Origin of the sequence: Rhizobium sp. WSM4643, from assembly GCF_025152745.1 — a bacterium.
GTDB lineage: Bacteria > Pseudomonadota > Alphaproteobacteria > Rhizobiales > Rhizobiaceae > Rhizobium > Rhizobium leguminosarum_I.
Map to the genome: position 1 here is coordinate 572,608 of NZ_CP104041.1, position 15,556 is coordinate 588,163.

A 15,556-nucleotide genomic window follows, 5' to 3' on the forward strand; every position below is an offset into this window, starting at 1 on the left:
AAGGCGATCGAACGATGAAATCTGCTGACCTCGACAAGCTCGCCCGCCGGCACGGCATCGGCCTGACCAGGCCCAGTCCCGACAATCAGGAGGTGGCGATATCAGGCGAGACCAAACGCAAGATCCTTCAGGCACTGAAGATCGACTTGGCGGGAGCGGCTGATCACGAGATCGGTGCGCCGCGGCGGCAGCCTGCGGCCAAGAAGATCGCCAGGTCATTTCTGCCGGATTTCCTTTCCAACACGCCGGTCTGGGGCATAAGCCTGCAGCTTTACGAACTCCGTTCGGCACGTAACTGGGGCATAGGAGACTTCGAGGATCTCTCGGATATGGCGGATCTCGCGGGATCGCTGGGCGCCGATTTCATCGGCCTCACCCCGCTTCACGCGCCGTTTCTCGCCGATCCCGAGCGTTGCAGTCCCTACGAGCCCTCGAGCCGCCAGCATCTCAACCCACTCTATGTCGCGGTCGACCGGTTGCCGGGTTTTGCCTGTGACCCGGAACTCGAACGGAAATTGGCAAGCCTTCGCCAAACCGATCTCGTCGACTACGTCGGCGTCGCAGAGATCAAGCTGAAGGCTCTTCGCGATCTCTGGCCGGTCTGGCGAAGGCGCAGCGTGATCGACGAGGCTTATGATCCGGCTGATTTCGATGCCTTCGTCGCGCAAGGAGGAAACAGCTTGCGGCTGCACGCGCTTTTCGAATGCCTGTCGTTTTCCATGGTCGAGCGGGGGGCGGGCGCTGGCTGGCAACGGTGGCCGGCGGATTTCCAGCGCTTTGACAGCGCAGCCGTCGCCGAATTCGAGCGTGGACACGCGGACGATGTGCGCTTTCACATGTGGTTGCAATGGCTCGCCCATCGGCAGCTGATGCAGGCAGCGGACCGGGCGCGGAAGGCCGGCCTGCGGATCGGACTCTATCTCGATCTTGCCGTCGGGGAGGCGGTCGACGGCTCGGCGACATGGAGCGAGCCGTATATCTATCTCTCGAAGGCCACGATCGGCAGCCCACCCGATCCCTTCGCCATAGATGGACAGGACTGGCACCTCGCTGGGTACCTGCCTTCCGCGATCGCGGCAGGAGAAATGTCGCCTTTCCGGCGCATGGTGAGCGCTGCCATGCGCTATGCGGGCGCCATTCGTATCGACCACGCCGCAGCGCTTCGCCGCCTCTTCCTGGTGCCATTGGGCAGCAAACCAGACGACGGCGCTTATGTCCGCTATCCCCAGGATCGGCTCCTGCAGATCCTCGCAGAAGTGTCCGCCGAGCATCGGTGCCTCGTCATCGGAGAAGACCTGGGACTGATCCCCAAGGGATTGCAGGACGATCTGGCGGCAGCCCACATTCTCTCCTACCGCATCCTTTCCTATGAACAGGACGAGAAGGGCTTCAAGCCGGCGGACACCTATCCCGTGCTCGCTTTGGCCTGCATTTCGACGCACGACCACCGGACCCTTGCCGGTTGGTGGCGCGGCGCCGACATTCAGGACCGGTGCGATCACGGCATCGTGCCGCCGGATCTTACCGAAAGACATCTCGAACATCGTAAGCGCGAGCGGAGAAGCCTGAAGGCGGCGCTCAAGGCGGCCGGCCTCGACCTGCCCGCTGGGCTTACCGCGCGGGGAAGTCGGGAGGCGCTGCGGGAACTGACCGTCAGCGCCTATCGCTTCATTGCCAGGACTCCATCGCTTCTCGCCGCAGTGCGTCTTGCCGATCTCACCGACGAGAAAAAGCCGACCAATATTCCAGGCACGAGCGACAGCTATCCGAACTGGAGGCCGAAGCTATCGGTGTTGCTCGAGGATATGACGTCGAGTCCGCTACTCAAGCGCGTAACGGCGGCGATGGGAGAAGAAAGGCCGCAAAATCGAGGGGCGAGGGAACGAATAGCAGATGGGCGGATTCTGAATAGGCAAGGATGAGGATCCTCGAGATGATTTCTAAGAAACAGCTGGTCGAAGTCGCCGTAGATACCGAAGAAGGGCGAATTGCGCTGGGCATCATGAACGCCAAACAGGCGATCGCGCTTCCTGATGAACTCGATGTGGAGGTTTCACATCCCGATCATGAGCCGGGCAAAACCGATCACTTCATCCATAAGGACGAACTGCGCAGGCATCTGGACAAATCGTAGGAACACCCGCCCTTGCTGTCGCGATTTGTTTTTCAGGCGGAACCTCCGCGGGTTTTGATTGTTTGACCTGATAACCGAAGGGAGAAAGACTATGGCAAATGCCGACCGAAAACATATTGGCGCCGGAGCGAAGGGGAAGGGCGACGGCAGCGGCGCGATGACCAATCTCGACGAGGAGCAGCTTCGCGAAAACATGGTCCTTTCCAACCGCGACAAGGCCCGGCACTCCAAGGAGCGCGGCCTCGACAGCAAGACGGTCCAGACTGAGCAATATTCAGATCACAGCGCCAATCGAGATCCTGAATGAGGAGACGTTGATGAGCAGCAGGTTACCCCCCGTTCCAGCCGAGAATGTCAGCGGCAAGGGCGTCGCTGGCAAGCGAGCGAGGACCAGTGCTGACGATGCCGAAATGGCAAGCAGCGCTGAAAACCCCGACAAGAAGGGGCAGCAAGGCAATAGCAAGATCAATACGACCCATCAGGGTAACCAGCAGGACCGGTAGGAGGCATCGATGTCTACATCGAAGAAGAGCCCGTCGACCATCCGTCAGGGTGGCCCCGGCGCATCGCATGAAAACGCAAAGGCTCCGCTCGAAATACCCAAGCGGCGGCAGAGCCCGGACAGGCGCACGCAAAGCAAGGTCTCAGGCGGTGGCGGTGAGCATGATCGCCATCACAGCCACGACCCGCAGCGAAAGTGAGCGGCAGCCGCAGCGGTGGAAACTGATCGGCGGAAGGCACGAGGTCCTTCCGCACAACATGACCAATATGATGGAACACAGACCATGACGACCGCATTCATTCTTGTTGCATTGGCTCTCATCGTCATCTTCGCCGGCCCGACATTGCTGTTTATCTGTGTCGGCTATGCCGACTATATGCTTGAGCGGCGCAAACATCTGATTGCGCTGAAGCACGCAGTGAAGCGTCGCAGCGATGAGCTGTAGCGGCAGCGGCGTCCGCCGCTGCCGACTCGTCCTTGCGCCGGCACCGCTGGGACGCTGATGCTGCGTTCGGGTTGTTCTTAGTCCCTCGTGCAAATCCTATTCTTTCATCAGTGCGATTCCTGATTTAATACCGCTGACAAGTCCCAGCGCCTTGGCGCCCTTACGATTGTCGATTGGCTGCGCCAGTCAGCAATCCGCAACAGCGTATCTCCTTTGCTGACCGAGCTACGCGATGACGGGGTTGTTCCGGTTCAATCGGGAGCCTCGCCTGTCTCATGTCTCAGGCAAATTCTGGAACAAATGTCCCTCAAGCCTGGTTACCTTGGCGAAAGACGAGCAACACTCGGGGGACAGGAAGAAGTGAAGGTTCCGATGCAGCTAAGGATAGGATTTGCGCTGGTTTTCGCCCTTGTGCTGACAAGCTGCACGACGAGTGTAGGCGGTTATTCGTCGTCAGGCCTCGCTCCCATTCCTGGCAGCATCACTTATGGTGGCCAGCCCCGCACCAAGTTGACGAAGTCGCCCGCAGGTTCATCCTTCCCGCACACCTTCACCGATCAATGGGGACGCGAGGTTGAGGAAATCTACGTCATCCGACCCGACAGGAGCTTGCTTATCGCGGAGCGCCATTACCGCCCGGTTTTCTCGCTCGACGACGACTAAAACGAGCAGTTGCCTTGAGAGATTAGGAAGGAGAATGATCATGCCGCCCCGCAAGAGCACAGCAACGAAAACACTCGACACCACGGGAGCCAAAATTGGCGAGCCCGTGCCAAAAGCCATCATTGATACGAATACCGCCTCCGTCGGAGTTCCAAGGCAGGCAGAGTCTGATCTGCAGGAAGACCTGAGCGCGCTGCGAAAACAAATCGACGCGCTCCAGCAGCGGGTGGCCAACGCCGCCCAATCGGCCAAGGGGAATGCCGGCGACGCAATGCGGCAGACGCAGGCGGCGGTGAAGCATCACCCGGTCTCGACATTGGTCGTGGTGGCGGCTGTATGTGGCGCGTTAGCGCTTATCTTCACCGGACGTCGTGCAGAGCCGCCGCGGCGCTATCGCTATCGGCCGGCACTGGACGAATTGCGCGAGTTCTATGACTCTGTCCGCGACCGGCTCTAACAAGATTTCAGGATTGCGAAAATCATCGATATGCCCGACGCTCCATCATCAGCGAGGGATTACATGTTCGATATTATCGTGAGAAGTGCACTTGATATCGTTGGGCAGACGGAGCGTCTGATCGAGGCGATGCGGCGGATGCTGCAGAGTGAAGAGTTTGACGAGGTAGAAGTGTACGAGCTCGACTATGAGATTGAGCGACTCGGAGACATTGTTTTCAATGTGGACGAGGCCGTCCGCTCGCTGGTCCGCTCGGTTGAATATTCGCTGAAAGGTGCCCACGTGCACGCAATCTGCAGAACGGTGCACTGACGGCTCATCGCCAGGCCTCCGACCGACGGCTACGAGACCCGCGGCCCGCATTTGATTATCTCGATTCTGCTTGTCACGCCGATGTCACGCGACCGTCGCAGCAATATGTGCTTGATAGGCGCCGTTGGGCTCAGACCATCGGTCGGGCCGAAATGTCTATTGTTGCTGAGGCATCGCGATGACCTTGAAAACCACCGGGCTGGAAATTAGCCCCGATGAATTCATTTTTCCGGTTCACACCCGAACGATCGCACAGATCAGGTACGATATTCTCAATCAGGTTATGACCGTAGTCTATCACGACGGTCGTTCGTGCACGACCAGTGGCATACAAGGCCCCGCAATGCTGAGGATTCTTGCCCAGCGTCCAGTGGAGCGCTCGCCGTTTCTATTGCAGACCGTCATCTGACGCGGGAAAGACGTCGTCGACCGTTTTCGGTTGGGTACGAACCGGCTTCCGCGGGTTAAATCACCATAGTCGTGCATCCATTTCCCGCGACCTGCGTTCATCCTCCAACTGCCATACACATGGAGGGAACGCCGATGAACTTTCCATCACCGAAGACCGAATTCCCCGCGCAGCGCTTCGAAGAGGCGACCGCTGCCGCACGCGACGCTTTGGAAAGGGTGATCGCAGCTGCCAATGAAGCCGGATGGGGCACCGAAGAAATCACCGCGGCATTGCTTAAGGCCGCGCAGTTTATGAGCGATGCCAACAAGAGAGATCCCGATCCGGCCGACGATCCCTCGATCAGCGACACACCAGCCAGACAGGCGCAGATCGGTCACGGCGAGCTCTATGATTAGCCGCGATCTCACCGGTCGATCGTCGCGACAGAACCGCGCACGACGAGGTTCGTGCTGACGCGCAGATGTTCGACGGCAAGGGGGGTGCGTTCGATGCGGGCGACGAGCCGTTCGCCGGCAAGCTTGCCCATCTCATAGACGCGCTGGTCGACGATGGTGATCGGCGGAACGGTGACGCTGGTCCAGTCCGCGTTGAGAAACGAAATCATCGAGACGTCCTTAGGGATCGACAGGCCGAGCGACCGCAGCGATTTGAAGATGCGCAAACCAACGAGGCTGTCTGAAGCCAGCAGCGCCGTTGGCGGCGATCCATCCGAGAGTAGGCGTTTGATCACGGCGTCCGTCTGATGCTGATCGGTAGCGCCAAGCCTGACATAATGAAGAGGGCTCGACAAACCCGCCTCGGTCAGCACGCTGACAAAACCCTCCACGCGTTCGCGCACGGCGGAATTCGAGATCCACCCAATATCGGTGAGCCCACCGTCGCCGGCATCCATGGCAGAGACGTAGGCGAGGCGGCGATGTCCTCGCCCGATCAGGTACCGGGTCGCGGTGATGGCCGCATTCCGGTCGTCGCCGGTCACGGCGTCGACTTCGAGTTCCGGGATGGCCCGGTCGAACAGAACCAATGGCACGCCCGCGCGGCGGACGTGCTGGAGATGATCGACGCTGTCGCAACGGGCAGGCGTGACGATCAGGCCATCGACGCGTTTGCCGATCAGGAGGTCGACGGCTGATTTTTCCGCATCGAGTTCTTCGCCCGAATTGGCGATGATGACGTTGAAGCCCGCGAGGCGGGCCGCGTCGCTGATGCCGCGCACCGCCAGGCTAAAGAAAGCGTTTTCGATATCGCCGACTACGACCCCGATGATGCCGGATCTTCCGGTGCTCATGCTCCGGGCGAGCTCGTTCGGGCGATATTCGAGGGCAGCGGCCGCCGCCATGACCTGATCTGTGACCTTGGAGCTGACCACGCCGTAGCCTCCGAGCACGCGGGCGGCCGTGGCCTTCGAGACCTTTGCGGCCTTCGCGACGTCGGCGACCGTGACTGAACGTTTCGGATGAGCGGAATCTTCCATGGGCCAGGACTACAAGAGTTGTTGACTGCCGGTCAATTGACGGATATCAAATATGCTATGAGACCGGTCTCTTTATACGGGAGACCGGTATCTTGTCCAGGAAGCCTTTAGCCGCATATGTGGCGGGGCAGGGCGACCCGACGATGCCGACAAGAGCATTCCTTTCAGAGCGGAGAACGAACATGAAGCCTTTTGAATCATTCGTGGCCACCCTCGCCCCATTGCGCGCTGGCCTTTTAACATGCCTTCTTGCGATGGGCGCAGGCTCCGCAGCGGCGGCTGACAATCCCTATAACCTGATCGAGCCAGGGACTATCAGCGTTGGCACGATGGGCGATTCCAAGCCCTATACGTTTGCGACTGCGGACGGCCAGTTCACAGGTTTCGATATCGAACTGTTTCTCAACGTCGTCTCCCGCCTCGGCTTTCCAAAAGACAAGGTGACGTTCACGGGCCAGGAATTTTCTGCACTCCTGCCGTCGGTCGCAAACGAAAGGTTCGACGTTGCCGTTGCAGCGATCGGAACCACCGAAGCCCGCAAGAAGACCGTCGACTTTTCCGACGGCTATCTCGCCGGTTATCTCTCCGTCCTGACCCCGGATGCCGGTATCAAGGATGCCGATGGCCTCAAGGGCAAGCGTCTCGGCGTCGTGCAGGGAACCTTGCAGGAAGTCTATGCAGCCAAGAATTTCGGGGGAACTGATCTGGTGAAATTCCCCGACAACAATTCCGGCGTGGCCGCGCTCAACAACGGAACGGTCGATGCGCATTTTCTCGACTACGAGGCTGCCAAGCAATATGGCGAGCGCTATCCCGCACTGAAGGTTGCGGTAAACATCCCGTCCTTCGATGCGCCGGCAGGCTTCGTGGTCCGAAAAGGAAATGATGCCTTCCGGACGGCGTTGAACGGCGCGCTTCACGACGCGATGCAGGATGGCACCTGGAAGACCCTTTACGAAAAGTGGTTCCCCGGCTCACCGATGCCGGAACAATATCTTCCCAAGAAGTGACGCCGCAAGCCGCCCGCTCATGGTGGGCGGCTTACCAAGGCTCTGCCGGACGGCGGCGTCTGCGCCGGGCAAGAATTCATGGGGATCTGAATGAACTGGCTTGAAAATCTGCGCCGCAGCTTCCTGGACTGGGACGCCATGGCGGACGTTCTGCCGAGCATGATCAGCGTCGGCCTGAAGAACACGCTGATCCTGGCCGCCGCCTCTACCGTGCTCGGCGTCATCATCGGGATGGCGCTTGCTGTGATGGGCATCTCGCAATCCCGCTGGCTGCGGCTGCCGGCGCGCATCTACACCGATATCTTCCGCGGGCTGCCCGCGATCGTCACGATCCTGATCATCGGCCAGGGTTTTGCCCGGATCGGACGCGAGATCTTCGGTCCGTCTCCATTTCCGCTCGGCATCCTGGCGCTCAGCCTGATTGCCGGAGCCTATATAGGCGAAATCTTCCGGTCCGGCATTCAAAGCGTCGAGCGCGGCCAGATGGAAGCCTGCCGGGCGCTCAGCATGAGCCACGGCCAGGGCATGCGCCTGATCGTCATTCCACAAGGCATCAGGCGCGTTCTGCCGGCGCTGGTCAATCAATTCATCGGAAACGTCAAGGATTCCAGCCTTGTCTACTTCCTGGGATTGCTCGCCTCCGAGCGGGAAATCTTCCGTGTTGGGCAAGATCAGGCGGTGGTCACGGGCAATCTGTCACCGCTGCTGTTGGCGGGCGTCTTCTATCTCGTCATCACCGTGCCGCTGACCCACTTTGTCAATTATATTGATGCGAGACTGCGCCTCGGAAAACAAGGCCGCGGCTCGGGTGCTGCGAGCGGATTGGTCGAGGTAAGCGAATTGCGGGCCGCTGCCGGCCCCCACCCCACGGGCACGGCCGAGGAGAGGACACCGCGCTTCAAAGGCGGCGTCCTGAACATCCGCGACCTCACCATGGCCTATGGCGATCTCGACGTGCTCAAGGGTGTCGATCTCGACATCGCCGCCGGCACCGTCACCTGCATCATCGGCCCTTCCGGCTCGGGCAAATCGACGCTGCTGCGCTGCATGAACAGGCTTGTCGAACCGAAAAGCGGCGACATCCTGCTCGATGGCGAGAGCATCCTGGCGATGAAGCAAGAGAGGCTGCGCCGGCGCGTGGGGATGGTGTTCCAGCACTTCAACCTGTTTCCCGACCACACGGCACTCGAAAACGTCATGCTTTCGCTGACCAAGATCAAGAAGATGCCGAGGCAGGAGGCGCGGCGCATCGCGGAGGCACGTCTGGCCGAGGTCGGTCTCGCAGAACGCAGGGATCATCGGCCGGCAGGTCTGTCGGGTGGGCAGCAGCAGCGCGTCGCCATCGCACGCGCGCTGGCCATGGATCCGGAGATCATGCTGTTTGACGAAGTGACGAGTGCGCTCGATCCCGAACTGGTGAAAGGTGTGCTTGACCTGATGGCCGCTCTCGGCCGCCAGGGCATGACGATGGCCGTGGTGACGCATGAGATGGGATTTGCGCGCAGGGTGGCCGATCAGGTCGTCTTCATGGATGAGGGCCGCATCGTCGAGGCGGGCTGCCCGCAGCAGATCTTCGACAATCCCCGAAGCGAGCGGCTGAAGCGCTTCCTTGCTGAAGTTCTCTGAAGCGCCTGAGGCAACGCATGGTGCTCCCGGTCGTCCTCACGCCGGCGCGCCGGATTTCATCTAGTAAGAGCAGAAAACAAGGTTATCGACATGAATGCTTCCATCAAACCTTCCAAGGTCGTCGTCATCGGTGGCGGCATCTTTGGCGTCTCGACCGCTGTCCATCTGGCACGGCTCGGGGTCCGCACCGTGCTCGTCAATAACGGCCCGCTTGCCAATGGCGCCTCCGGCCGTTCGCTCGCCTGGCTCAACTCGGCACGCAAACGCACCGAGGCCTATCACCGGCTGCGGTTGGCCGGCATAGATCGCTACCGCACGCTGGCTGTCCGGAATCCCGACGCGCCGTGGCTGCGCTTCAACGGCGGCTTGACCTGGGATGCGGACGATGCCAGCAACGAGATCGCCGAGGTCTTCGACTATGAGCGTGAGCTAGGCTATCACGCGCAATGGCTCTCCCCGGAAAGAATTGCTGGGGTAACGCCAGGTGTGGACGCGAGTACTGTGACGCGCCAAGGCGCGATCTTCAATCCCGGGGAGGGCTGGGTCGATCTTCCGTCCTTGATCGGCGTGCTGGCGCAGGAATACCGCACGTTGGGGGGCGAGATCGTCACGGACGCGGGTCGCGCGACGGTAGACGTCGAAAGCGGGCGTGCCCGTGGCGTGATCACGGCAGACGGCATGCGCCGCGATGCGGATGCCGTGCTGCTCGCTGCCGGCGGCGACGTCCCCGCAATCGTGGCCGAGGTCGGCCAGCATATCGGCGATGCAACGCCGATCGCCCTTCTCGTCCGGACCAAGCCGATCCGCCACCCGCTGAAGGCCGTGCTCAACACCCCTCGCGTCGCCATCCGGCCGACGCCCAACGGCGGCTTCGCGCTCGATTCCGCCTGGTCCGAGGAAGAGGTGAGTGTCAGGCCCGACGGCAGCTACGAAATCAGACAATCGACGCTGGAGGGGCTGCTGCGCGAGGCCTCCAGGGTTCTCGAAGGCAATCCGGCGCTGGAGGTCGAAGATTATGGGGTCGGGCCGAAGCCCATTCCGGGCGACGGCGAGCCCGTCTTCGGCGAACTGCCTTCGATCCCGGGTTATTTCGTCGCTTTCAGTCATAGCGGCGCCACCCTCGGCCTAATTGCCGGCGAACTGCTGGCGGACGAGATCGGCACTGGACGCCGCCATCAGCTGCTGGCGGACTTTCGGCCGGAGCGTTTCAGCGCCTCGCGAAGATGAAGGCAGGAGCGGAGGCCGATGCATCCTTCTGAGCCCTCGAGCGTTCTATCGCCAGGAACAACTGGAGACGCATCATGTTCAAGGACGAACTCGGGGACACCGGCACAAACAAGGATATGCACGACGGTGTGGAAACCGCGCCGGCCTCCTTTGAAGAGGCGAGCATCAACCCTGATCTTATTAGACGTGAGGGTTTCGCCAGCGAGGCCGAATATCGGGCATATATTGCGACGCTCGGTGGTTATGCTTCCGTTGCAGACACCGTCGAGGAGCCCCTCCAGATCTACGAAGGTCATGTCTTGGAAGGCCGTTTGCAAGAACTGAGAGAAGAACTCGAAAACCTACGGGCTCGCCTTCACGTGATCAAACATCAGGCCGCGACCGTTGTTACGGAGAACGTCCGATGGGCCGATGCCAGCGCCCATGCGCAGCTCGGCAATCAGCCCTGGCTCAAGCTGGCAGGTGCTATGGCGGCGGCCTTCGTCGTCACGCGCGGCATCATGAGGTTGCCTCTGGCAGCCGTGGCGACGACGGCGCTGCCGTTGGTGGCGGCGGTGATGAACCGGAAGCTCGCCCGGTAAAGTCATCAATGCCGATGACTATCAGGCGAAGCCGATTTCGGCGAGCAGGGGCAGGTGGTCCGATGCGATCCTTGTCAGGCGGCTTTCCAAGACCGCCGCCTGTTTGACGATGAGATCGTCAGTGACGAAGATGTGGTCGAGGCGCATCAGCGGGTAGCGCGACGGAAAGGTCGCTTTCGGCGCGGCGCCGCCTGCGAGCTGGGCGTCTTTCAATGACCGCGCGGCAAGTCGGTAGGTCGCCGAGGACGGAATGGCGTTGAAATCGCCGCAGAGAATGGTTGGAAGAGGCTCATCCGCCGTGCCGCGCAGCCAGCCGGGGTTCAGCAATGTCGTCATCTGCCGGATGCGCTCGCGGCCACGAAGGCCGAGATGGGTGTTGACGACCAGCAGTTTTCTGTCGCCGACCAGTATTTCGACAGACAAAGCGCCGCGCTGTTCGCCAATGGATGGCAGCGGGCCGGCCTTGACCGCGCCTGTCGGCAGCGCCGTGATGATCGCATCGCCATACTGCTCCTCGGCAATCGACAGCGCCGGATGGAAATGAGCCTGCATCTTCAAAAGCGAGGCGATCGCATGGGCCTGGTCAACACCGCCGGTCCTGCGCCGGAGAACATCGACCTCCTGAAGAGCGACGATATCAGCCTTCGCCTCGGCGATGACAGAAGCGATGCGGCCGGGATCGAGCTTCCGGTCGCCGCCGATGCAGCTGTGCACATTATAGGTCAGGAGTTTGATTGATTGATCCGGCATCGGCCCCGCTGAAAGCTCGTTCCCCCAGGACATGGAAATTGTCCTTCGGGGGAACACAGAACTCGTTTGATCGTTCCAGATGATCGACGTAACGCCTTCGTGCTTTCTTCGAAGGCAGGGGGAAGCGCTCGCCCGCAAAATCTGCGCATCGCGCTTCGGATGGATAATAGATGAGCCTGAAAAGCATAATCTGGAATGGATTATTAATTGCCGCCCTTTGTCTTGCGGTCTTCCTTCTCTATCGGATCTTCCAACAGTACAGCCTGGATGAGATCGTCCAATCGGTTCGCAGCATTCCATTCTTGACCTTCTGCACAGCGCTTCTGTTTACGGCGGCATCTTATCTCTGCCTCAGTTGCTTCGACCTCCTGGCGATCCGCTCGCTCGGCAAATCCTTGCCATACCGGAACATTCTACTCGCCTCGTTCGTCAGCCTTTCGCTCGGCCACAATATCGGATTTGCCGGACTAAGCAGCGGCGCCTTCCGCTATCGGTACTATTCGCGTTGGGGGCTGACGACGGAAGACGTGGCGAAAGTCATCTTGTTTTGCGGTGTCACTGTGGGGCTCGGGCTCATCGCGCTCGGCGGCCTCGCCATGATTATCAATCCCGGCGATGCCGGGCGCCTGTTGCGCATCGATCCTGCAAGCGCCCGTGTCTTCGGTTCACTGGCGCTGATGGTGCCGGTCGTCTATGCGTCTCTGGCGCTTTTCGTCCGCGGCACGTTGCGGCTGTGGCGCTGGTCGTTTCAGCTGCCGCGATTTTCGATCGCGGTTGCCCAGGTCGGAATTGGGACGATCAACTTCATGTTCGTCTCCGCCTGTCTGCATCAGATGCTTTCCACCTTCGGCGACGTTGCCTTCTTCAGATCGGTAACGGCTTACGTGCTCGCCAATTCGGCGATCATCGCAACGCATGTTCCGGGCGGTCTCGGCGTGCTCGAGGCAACTGTCTCCTACGCGGTGCCGAAGGAGGCGTCGATCGGAGCGCTGATTGCATTCCGCTGTGCCTATTTCTTCATTCCGCTGGCGCTCGGTACCATGCTCCTTGTTATCAGCGAGGTAATCTTCCGGCGGAAATCACGCGGGGCGGATGAGGAGGCGGACGAGCGCCCCGAGGCCCAGTCGGTCTAGGGGTGCGAAAGGCCGAGCCGGATCGAAGAGGCCAGTACCCCGAATCGGCGAAATGCTGCCCGACAGATCGACGGCGAATTCCCGCAAACCTCGCGGCCCGTCGTTGAGTGCGTCGATTGCCTGGACCACCGAGCCGCTTCTCATGAAGGCTGCGGCAAAAGTCTCCGGGGCGGTGCCGAGATATTCCGCCAGAAGCCGGCTACGCAGATCAGCGATCGCGCGGCGGTGTTCGCCGCTGTCGGCCTCGAACAGCATGTCGCATTCGTAATCCAGCCCTTCCGAGCGATTGTTGAGATTGGAGGAACCGATGCGGATCAGCTCATCATCGGCAATCATCAGCTTGGAGTGGATGAGCACCTCCACCTCGTTGTCCTTTTTCTGCACTGGCCCAGGCACGACGGGATAGTAGACGCGCAGGCGGGCTGCGCGATCGGCGCGTTTGAGGCGACGGATGACGCGGTCGCGATTGCCGCCCATGACGATTTTTTCGATCAGGCCGTGAGAGCTCCGCGTGCAGATGATGATGACCTCGGGCCCGTCCTCCTCCTGCAGCCGCGCGGCAATGGCGTCGGCGACACGGAAGGAGGCGAGGTATTGCGCCTCGACGTAGAGCTGCCGCCGCGCCCGGGCGATGACGTCCAATGTCATGGCGATGCCATCGCTGATGCCGTTGCGAAAAGCGGTCGACGGTTCGGTCAGCGCCAAGGTGACCGGGATCTCCTGCATGGAAACGGCGAGATTGGCGGGCCATGTGAAGGGAACGCTCTCAGTCAACGGCAGGTGGCGTTCGCCGGTGGCGTTTTCCCAGCGCCGCCTGGCGATGTCGCCGATCATCCGGGCGGCATCGCCAGTGGTCATCGCCTGAACGTCATGCAGAGGATCGTAGGGCTCGCCACCAGGGTCGCGCCGCCACCTGTCCATGACGCGATGGCGCCTTGTGTCCCATCGCCGCGACGTCAGATCGATGCCGCCGATGAAGGCGACGGCATCATCAATGCAGACGAGCTTTTGATGATGGCAGCCGCGTACTGTACCTGGAAGGTCGAAGCGCAGATCGATCCTGTCATCCTTTGGAAAATCCTTCTTCCGAAGCAACTGGATTGATTTGTCCGAATAGATCGGCCCCAGCGCCCAAACGAGGATGCGTATTTCGAGGTCGGGGTTCGTCGCTACTACGGAATGCAGCAGGTCGGCCAAGGTTTCGTCGGATTTTTCGGGCTCGATCCGAATATCGGGATGGAAATCCCACCCAATGATCCAAACTCTGCGTCGCGCCTGCCGCAACGCACGCGCCAGTTCTGAGAAATAGCGGTTACCATTGATCAGGAAAGCAGCCTTTTCCGCATATCCTTGCAGGCGCCGTGCCGTGCTTTCTTGTTTTTCGCCGCACGGATGTTGCGCTTTCGTTCGGGTCAGGTACGATTGATCGGACATGGTTTCAAATGCGGTCATGTTTGCCTCGGCCTCTCGACTGAGAACAAACGCCTGGAATTTCACCGGGTTCCCGATCGCAGGACGCGGCTGTTGCAATGGGCGGCGGCCCGCCATAGAGGATTGACACAGCGAAATGTCACAACGAGCAGGCAGCGCCGATCTTCCCCTTCACGGAGGACGCGTGCCGCATTGGCTAGGCGACCGGATGACGCGGCTCGGGACGCTGATCACTGAGGCGGTCGTCCATCACTATGGCCGCGACGAATTCCTGCGCAGGCTGGCGCATCCCTTCTGGTTCCAGTCCTTCGGCGCGGTCATGGGCATGGATTGGCATTCCTCCGGCATCACGACCAGCGTTCTCGGCGCGCTGAAACGCGGGCTGAAGCCGCGTGCCGGCGAGCTCGGCCTGCATGTTTGCGGCGGCCGCGGCGCGCATTCGCGCAAGACGCCGCTGGAGCTCGTCTCGATTGGCGAGCGTGTCGGTCTCGACGGCGAGGGGCTTGCGACCACGAGCCGTCTTATAGCCAAGGTCGACAGCGCCGCCCTTCAGGACGGGTTCGATCTTTATCTGCACGGGTTCATCGTCGCCGATGACGGCCATTGGGTGGTCGTGCAGCAGGGCATGAACGGCGACAAGCGGCAGGCCCGGCGCTATCACTGGTTGTCCGAAGGCTTGGAGAGCTTCGTGGATTCGCCGCATGCGGCAATCGAGGGACGGAGCAAGGGTGAAATCGTCAATCTTGCCGACCGGCGAGCGGAACGCTCGCGACGCGGTCAGCTCGATCTGCTGGCGACCCTCGGTCCCGACCGGATCATCCGCGAGGCCGCTGCCTTGCTGCGTGCCGAAGAGCCGGCGCCCGAACCTGCCGCACAGCCGATGCTGCCGCACCTGATCATGCCTGCCCATCACGATGTCCGCGAGAGCGACGTCAACATGCGGCGGCTGCATGGAAACCTGGCTGCCGCTGCCGACCGCGGCCCAGCGGATTTCGAAGAGCTGCTACTCGTTCCAGGCGTGGGCGCCCGCACGGTGGAGGCGTTGGCGATGGTGGCGGAAGTCGTCCACGGCGCGCCCTGCCGTTTTTCCGATCCGGCGCGCTTCTCGATCGCCCATGGCGGCAAGGATCGCCATCCTTTTCCGGTCCCGCTCAAGGTTTATGATGAGACGATCGCCGTGATGAAAACGGCGGTGCAGAAGGGCAGGCTCGGACGCGAGGAGGAGTTGCAGGCGCTCAAGCGCCTGGACGACCAATCCAGGCAGATGGAACGCTATGTGACGGGTCCAGACCTCAAGGAAATCATCGCCGGCGAATTCCGTCAATCCGCCGATTTCGGCGGTCGGAGCGTCTTCGGCTGGGAGGAGCCGCCCGCGGATGAGAGCTAGAACATCTCCGTC

At 60.9% G+C, this 15,556-nt stretch carries 20 protein-coding genes; 17 read left to right on the forward strand and 3 right to left on the reverse strand.

What is annotated here, in order from left to right; translation table 11 throughout:
- Positions 1-14 precede the first annotated feature (14 nt).
- The 11 genes from malQ to N1937_RS26600 all read left to right on the forward strand — a co-directional run bounded on the left by malQ (position 15) and on the right by N1937_RS26600 (position 5,320).
- Positions 15-1,922, forward strand: coding sequence for a 4-alpha-glucanotransferase (malQ, locus tag N1937_RS26550; protein ID WP_260059392.1), 1,908 nt, complete (start codon positions 15-17; stop codon positions 1,920-1,922).
- The gene (locus N1937_RS26555) at positions 1,919-2,134 is read left to right on the forward strand and encodes a hypothetical protein (RefSeq protein WP_017967433.1); all 216 of its coding nucleotides are present in this window, start codon (positions 1,919-1,921) and stop codon (positions 2,132-2,134) included. The genes malQ and N1937_RS26555 overlap by 4 nt, the downstream gene beginning before the upstream one ends.
- Before the next feature lie 91 nt (positions 2,135-2,225).
- Complete coding sequence (locus tag N1937_RS26560) at positions 2,226-2,441, forward strand: hypothetical protein (protein WP_170256555.1); 216 nt, start codon at positions 2,226-2,228, stop codon at positions 2,439-2,441.
- Between the two features lie 10 nt (positions 2,442-2,451).
- Positions 2,452-2,637, forward strand: coding sequence for a hypothetical protein (locus N1937_RS26565; protein WP_017967431.1), 186 nt, complete (start codon positions 2,452-2,454; stop codon positions 2,635-2,637).
- Positions 2,638-2,646: 9 nt separating this feature from the next.
- Positions 2,647-2,835, forward strand: a complete 189-nt coding sequence (locus N1937_RS26570; protein WP_260059393.1) for a hypothetical protein — start codon at positions 2,647-2,649, stop codon at positions 2,833-2,835.
- Between the two features lie 84 nt (positions 2,836-2,919).
- Positions 2,920-3,081, forward strand: a complete 162-nt coding sequence (locus tag N1937_RS26575; protein WP_017967429.1) for a hypothetical protein — start codon at positions 2,920-2,922, stop codon at positions 3,079-3,081.
- A 372-nt stretch (positions 3,082-3,453) separates the two neighbouring features.
- Complete coding sequence (locus tag N1937_RS26580) at positions 3,454-3,744, forward strand: hypothetical protein (RefSeq protein ID WP_162116403.1); 291 nt, start codon at positions 3,454-3,456, stop codon at positions 3,742-3,744.
- Positions 3,745-3,784: 40 nt separating this feature from the next.
- Complete coding sequence (locus N1937_RS26585) at positions 3,785-4,201, forward strand: hypothetical protein (RefSeq protein ID WP_170256694.1); 417 nt, start codon at positions 3,785-3,787, stop codon at positions 4,199-4,201.
- A 63-nt stretch (positions 4,202-4,264) separates the two neighbouring features.
- On the forward strand, positions 4,265-4,513 hold the full coding sequence (locus tag N1937_RS26590) for a hypothetical protein (protein ID WP_026154490.1): 249 nt from the start codon (positions 4,265-4,267) through the stop codon (positions 4,511-4,513).
- A gap of 178 nt (positions 4,514-4,691) precedes the next feature.
- On the forward strand, positions 4,692-4,922 hold the full coding sequence (locus N1937_RS26595) for a hypothetical protein (protein ID WP_170256553.1): 231 nt from the start codon (positions 4,692-4,694) through the stop codon (positions 4,920-4,922).
- A gap of 134 nt (positions 4,923-5,056) precedes the next feature.
- Positions 5,057-5,320, forward strand: a complete 264-nt coding sequence (locus tag N1937_RS26600) for a hypothetical protein (protein ID WP_017967425.1) — start codon at positions 5,057-5,059, stop codon at positions 5,318-5,320.
- 8 nt (positions 5,321-5,328) lie between these two features.
- On the opposite strand, the gene N1937_RS26605 is transcribed toward N1937_RS26600, so the two are convergent.
- Positions 5,329-6,399 carry a LacI family DNA-binding transcriptional regulator gene (locus N1937_RS26605; RefSeq protein ID WP_260059394.1) on the reverse strand — a complete coding sequence of 357 codons (1,071 nt, stop codon included), beginning with the start codon at positions 6,397-6,399 and terminating at the stop codon, positions 5,329-5,331.
- Positions 6,400-6,581: 182 nt separating this feature from the next.
- Between N1937_RS26605 and N1937_RS26610 the strand changes: the two genes are divergently transcribed.
- The 4 genes from N1937_RS26610 to N1937_RS26630 all read left to right on the forward strand — a co-directional run bounded on the left by N1937_RS26610 (position 6,582) and on the right by N1937_RS26630 (position 10,843).
- The gene (locus N1937_RS26610; protein WP_170279667.1) at positions 6,582-7,409 is read left to right on the forward strand and encodes an ABC transporter substrate-binding protein; all 828 of its coding nucleotides are present in this window, start codon (positions 6,582-6,584) and stop codon (positions 7,407-7,409) included.
- A 90-nt stretch (positions 7,410-7,499) separates the two neighbouring features.
- Complete coding sequence (locus N1937_RS31455; RefSeq protein WP_017967422.1) at positions 7,500-9,035, forward strand: amino acid ABC transporter permease/ATP-binding protein; 1,536 nt, start codon at positions 7,500-7,502, stop codon at positions 9,033-9,035.
- A 90-nt stretch (positions 9,036-9,125) separates the two neighbouring features.
- Entirely contained in the window at positions 9,126-10,262 is a 1,137-nt protein-coding gene (locus N1937_RS26625) for an NAD(P)/FAD-dependent oxidoreductase (RefSeq protein ID WP_260059396.1), read from the forward strand.
- 74 nt (positions 10,263-10,336) lie between these two features.
- Positions 10,337-10,843, forward strand: a complete 507-nt coding sequence (locus N1937_RS26630; RefSeq protein ID WP_170256549.1) for a hypothetical protein — start codon at positions 10,337-10,339, stop codon at positions 10,841-10,843.
- Positions 10,844-10,864: 21 nt separating this feature from the next.
- On the opposite strand, the gene N1937_RS26635 is transcribed toward N1937_RS26630, so the two are convergent.
- Positions 10,865-11,593 carry an endonuclease/exonuclease/phosphatase family protein gene (locus N1937_RS26635; RefSeq protein ID WP_170256693.1) on the reverse strand — a complete coding sequence of 243 codons (729 nt, stop codon included), beginning with the start codon at positions 11,591-11,593 and terminating at the stop codon, positions 10,865-10,867.
- 170 nt (positions 11,594-11,763) lie between these two features.
- On the opposite strand from N1937_RS26635, the gene N1937_RS26640 reads away from it, so the two are divergent.
- Positions 11,764-12,726: a lysylphosphatidylglycerol synthase domain-containing protein gene (locus N1937_RS26640; protein WP_162116360.1), complete on the forward strand. Its 963-nt coding sequence runs from the start codon at positions 11,764-11,766 to the stop codon at positions 12,724-12,726.
- Here the strand turns inward: N1937_RS26640 and N1937_RS26645 are convergent.
- Positions 12,673-14,178, reverse strand: coding sequence for a phospholipase D-like domain-containing protein (locus N1937_RS26645; protein WP_170256548.1), 1,506 nt, complete (start codon positions 14,176-14,178; stop codon positions 12,673-12,675). The genes N1937_RS26640 and N1937_RS26645 overlap by 54 nt on opposite strands.
- A gap of 115 nt (positions 14,179-14,293) precedes the next feature.
- Here N1937_RS26645 and N1937_RS26650 point away from each other — a divergent pair, with 115 nt between their 5' ends.
- Positions 14,294-15,544, forward strand: coding sequence for a DUF763 domain-containing protein (locus N1937_RS26650; RefSeq protein WP_260059397.1), 1,251 nt, complete (start codon positions 14,294-14,296; stop codon positions 15,542-15,544).
- The last annotated feature ends 12 nt before the right edge of the window (positions 15,545-15,556 follow it).

Coding starts and splice junctions, on each gene's coding strand:
- malQ (WP_260059392.1), top strand. CDS start 15: ATGAAATCTGCTGACCTCGACAAGCTCGCCCGCCGGCACGGCATCGGC.
- N1937_RS26555 (WP_017967433.1), top strand. CDS start 1,919: ATGAGGATCCTCGAGATGATTTCTAAGAAACAGCTGGTCGAAGTCGCC.
- N1937_RS26560 (WP_170256555.1), top strand. CDS start 2,226: ATGGCAAATGCCGACCGAAAACATATTGGCGCCGGAGCGAAGGGGAAG.
- N1937_RS26565 (WP_017967431.1), top strand. CDS start 2,452: ATGAGCAGCAGGTTACCCCCCGTTCCAGCCGAGAATGTCAGCGGCAAG.
- N1937_RS26570 (WP_260059393.1), top strand. CDS start 2,647: ATGTCTACATCGAAGAAGAGCCCGTCGACCATCCGTCAGGGTGGCCCC.
- N1937_RS26575 (WP_017967429.1), top strand. CDS start 2,920: ATGACGACCGCATTCATTCTTGTTGCATTGGCTCTCATCGTCATCTTC.
- N1937_RS26580 (WP_162116403.1), top strand. CDS start 3,454: ATGCAGCTAAGGATAGGATTTGCGCTGGTTTTCGCCCTTGTGCTGACA.
- N1937_RS26585 (WP_170256694.1), top strand. CDS start 3,785: ATGCCGCCCCGCAAGAGCACAGCAACGAAAACACTCGACACCACGGGA.
- N1937_RS26590 (WP_026154490.1), top strand. CDS start 4,265: ATGTTCGATATTATCGTGAGAAGTGCACTTGATATCGTTGGGCAGACG.
- N1937_RS26595 (WP_170256553.1), top strand. CDS start 4,692: ATGACCTTGAAAACCACCGGGCTGGAAATTAGCCCCGATGAATTCATT.
- N1937_RS26600 (WP_017967425.1), top strand. CDS start 5,057: ATGAACTTTCCATCACCGAAGACCGAATTCCCCGCGCAGCGCTTCGAA.
- N1937_RS26605 (WP_260059394.1), bottom strand. CDS start 6,399: ATGGAAGATTCCGCTCATCCGAAACGTTCAGTCACGGTCGCCGACGTC.
- N1937_RS26610 (WP_170279667.1), top strand. CDS start 6,582: ATGAAGCCTTTTGAATCATTCGTGGCCACCCTCGCCCCATTGCGCGCT.
- N1937_RS31455 (WP_017967422.1), top strand. CDS start 7,500: ATGAACTGGCTTGAAAATCTGCGCCGCAGCTTCCTGGACTGGGACGCC.
- N1937_RS26625 (WP_260059396.1), top strand. CDS start 9,126: ATGAATGCTTCCATCAAACCTTCCAAGGTCGTCGTCATCGGTGGCGGC.
- N1937_RS26630 (WP_170256549.1), top strand. CDS start 10,337: ATGTTCAAGGACGAACTCGGGGACACCGGCACAAACAAGGATATGCAC.
- N1937_RS26635 (WP_170256693.1), bottom strand. CDS start 11,593: ATGCCGGATCAATCAATCAAACTCCTGACCTATAATGTGCACAGCTGC.
- N1937_RS26640 (WP_162116360.1), top strand. CDS start 11,764: ATGAGCCTGAAAAGCATAATCTGGAATGGATTATTAATTGCCGCCCTT.
- N1937_RS26645 (WP_170256548.1), bottom strand. CDS start 14,178: ATGACCGCATTTGAAACCATGTCCGATCAATCGTACCTGACCCGAACG.
- N1937_RS26650 (WP_260059397.1), top strand. CDS start 14,294: ATGTCACAACGAGCAGGCAGCGCCGATCTTCCCCTTCACGGAGGACGC.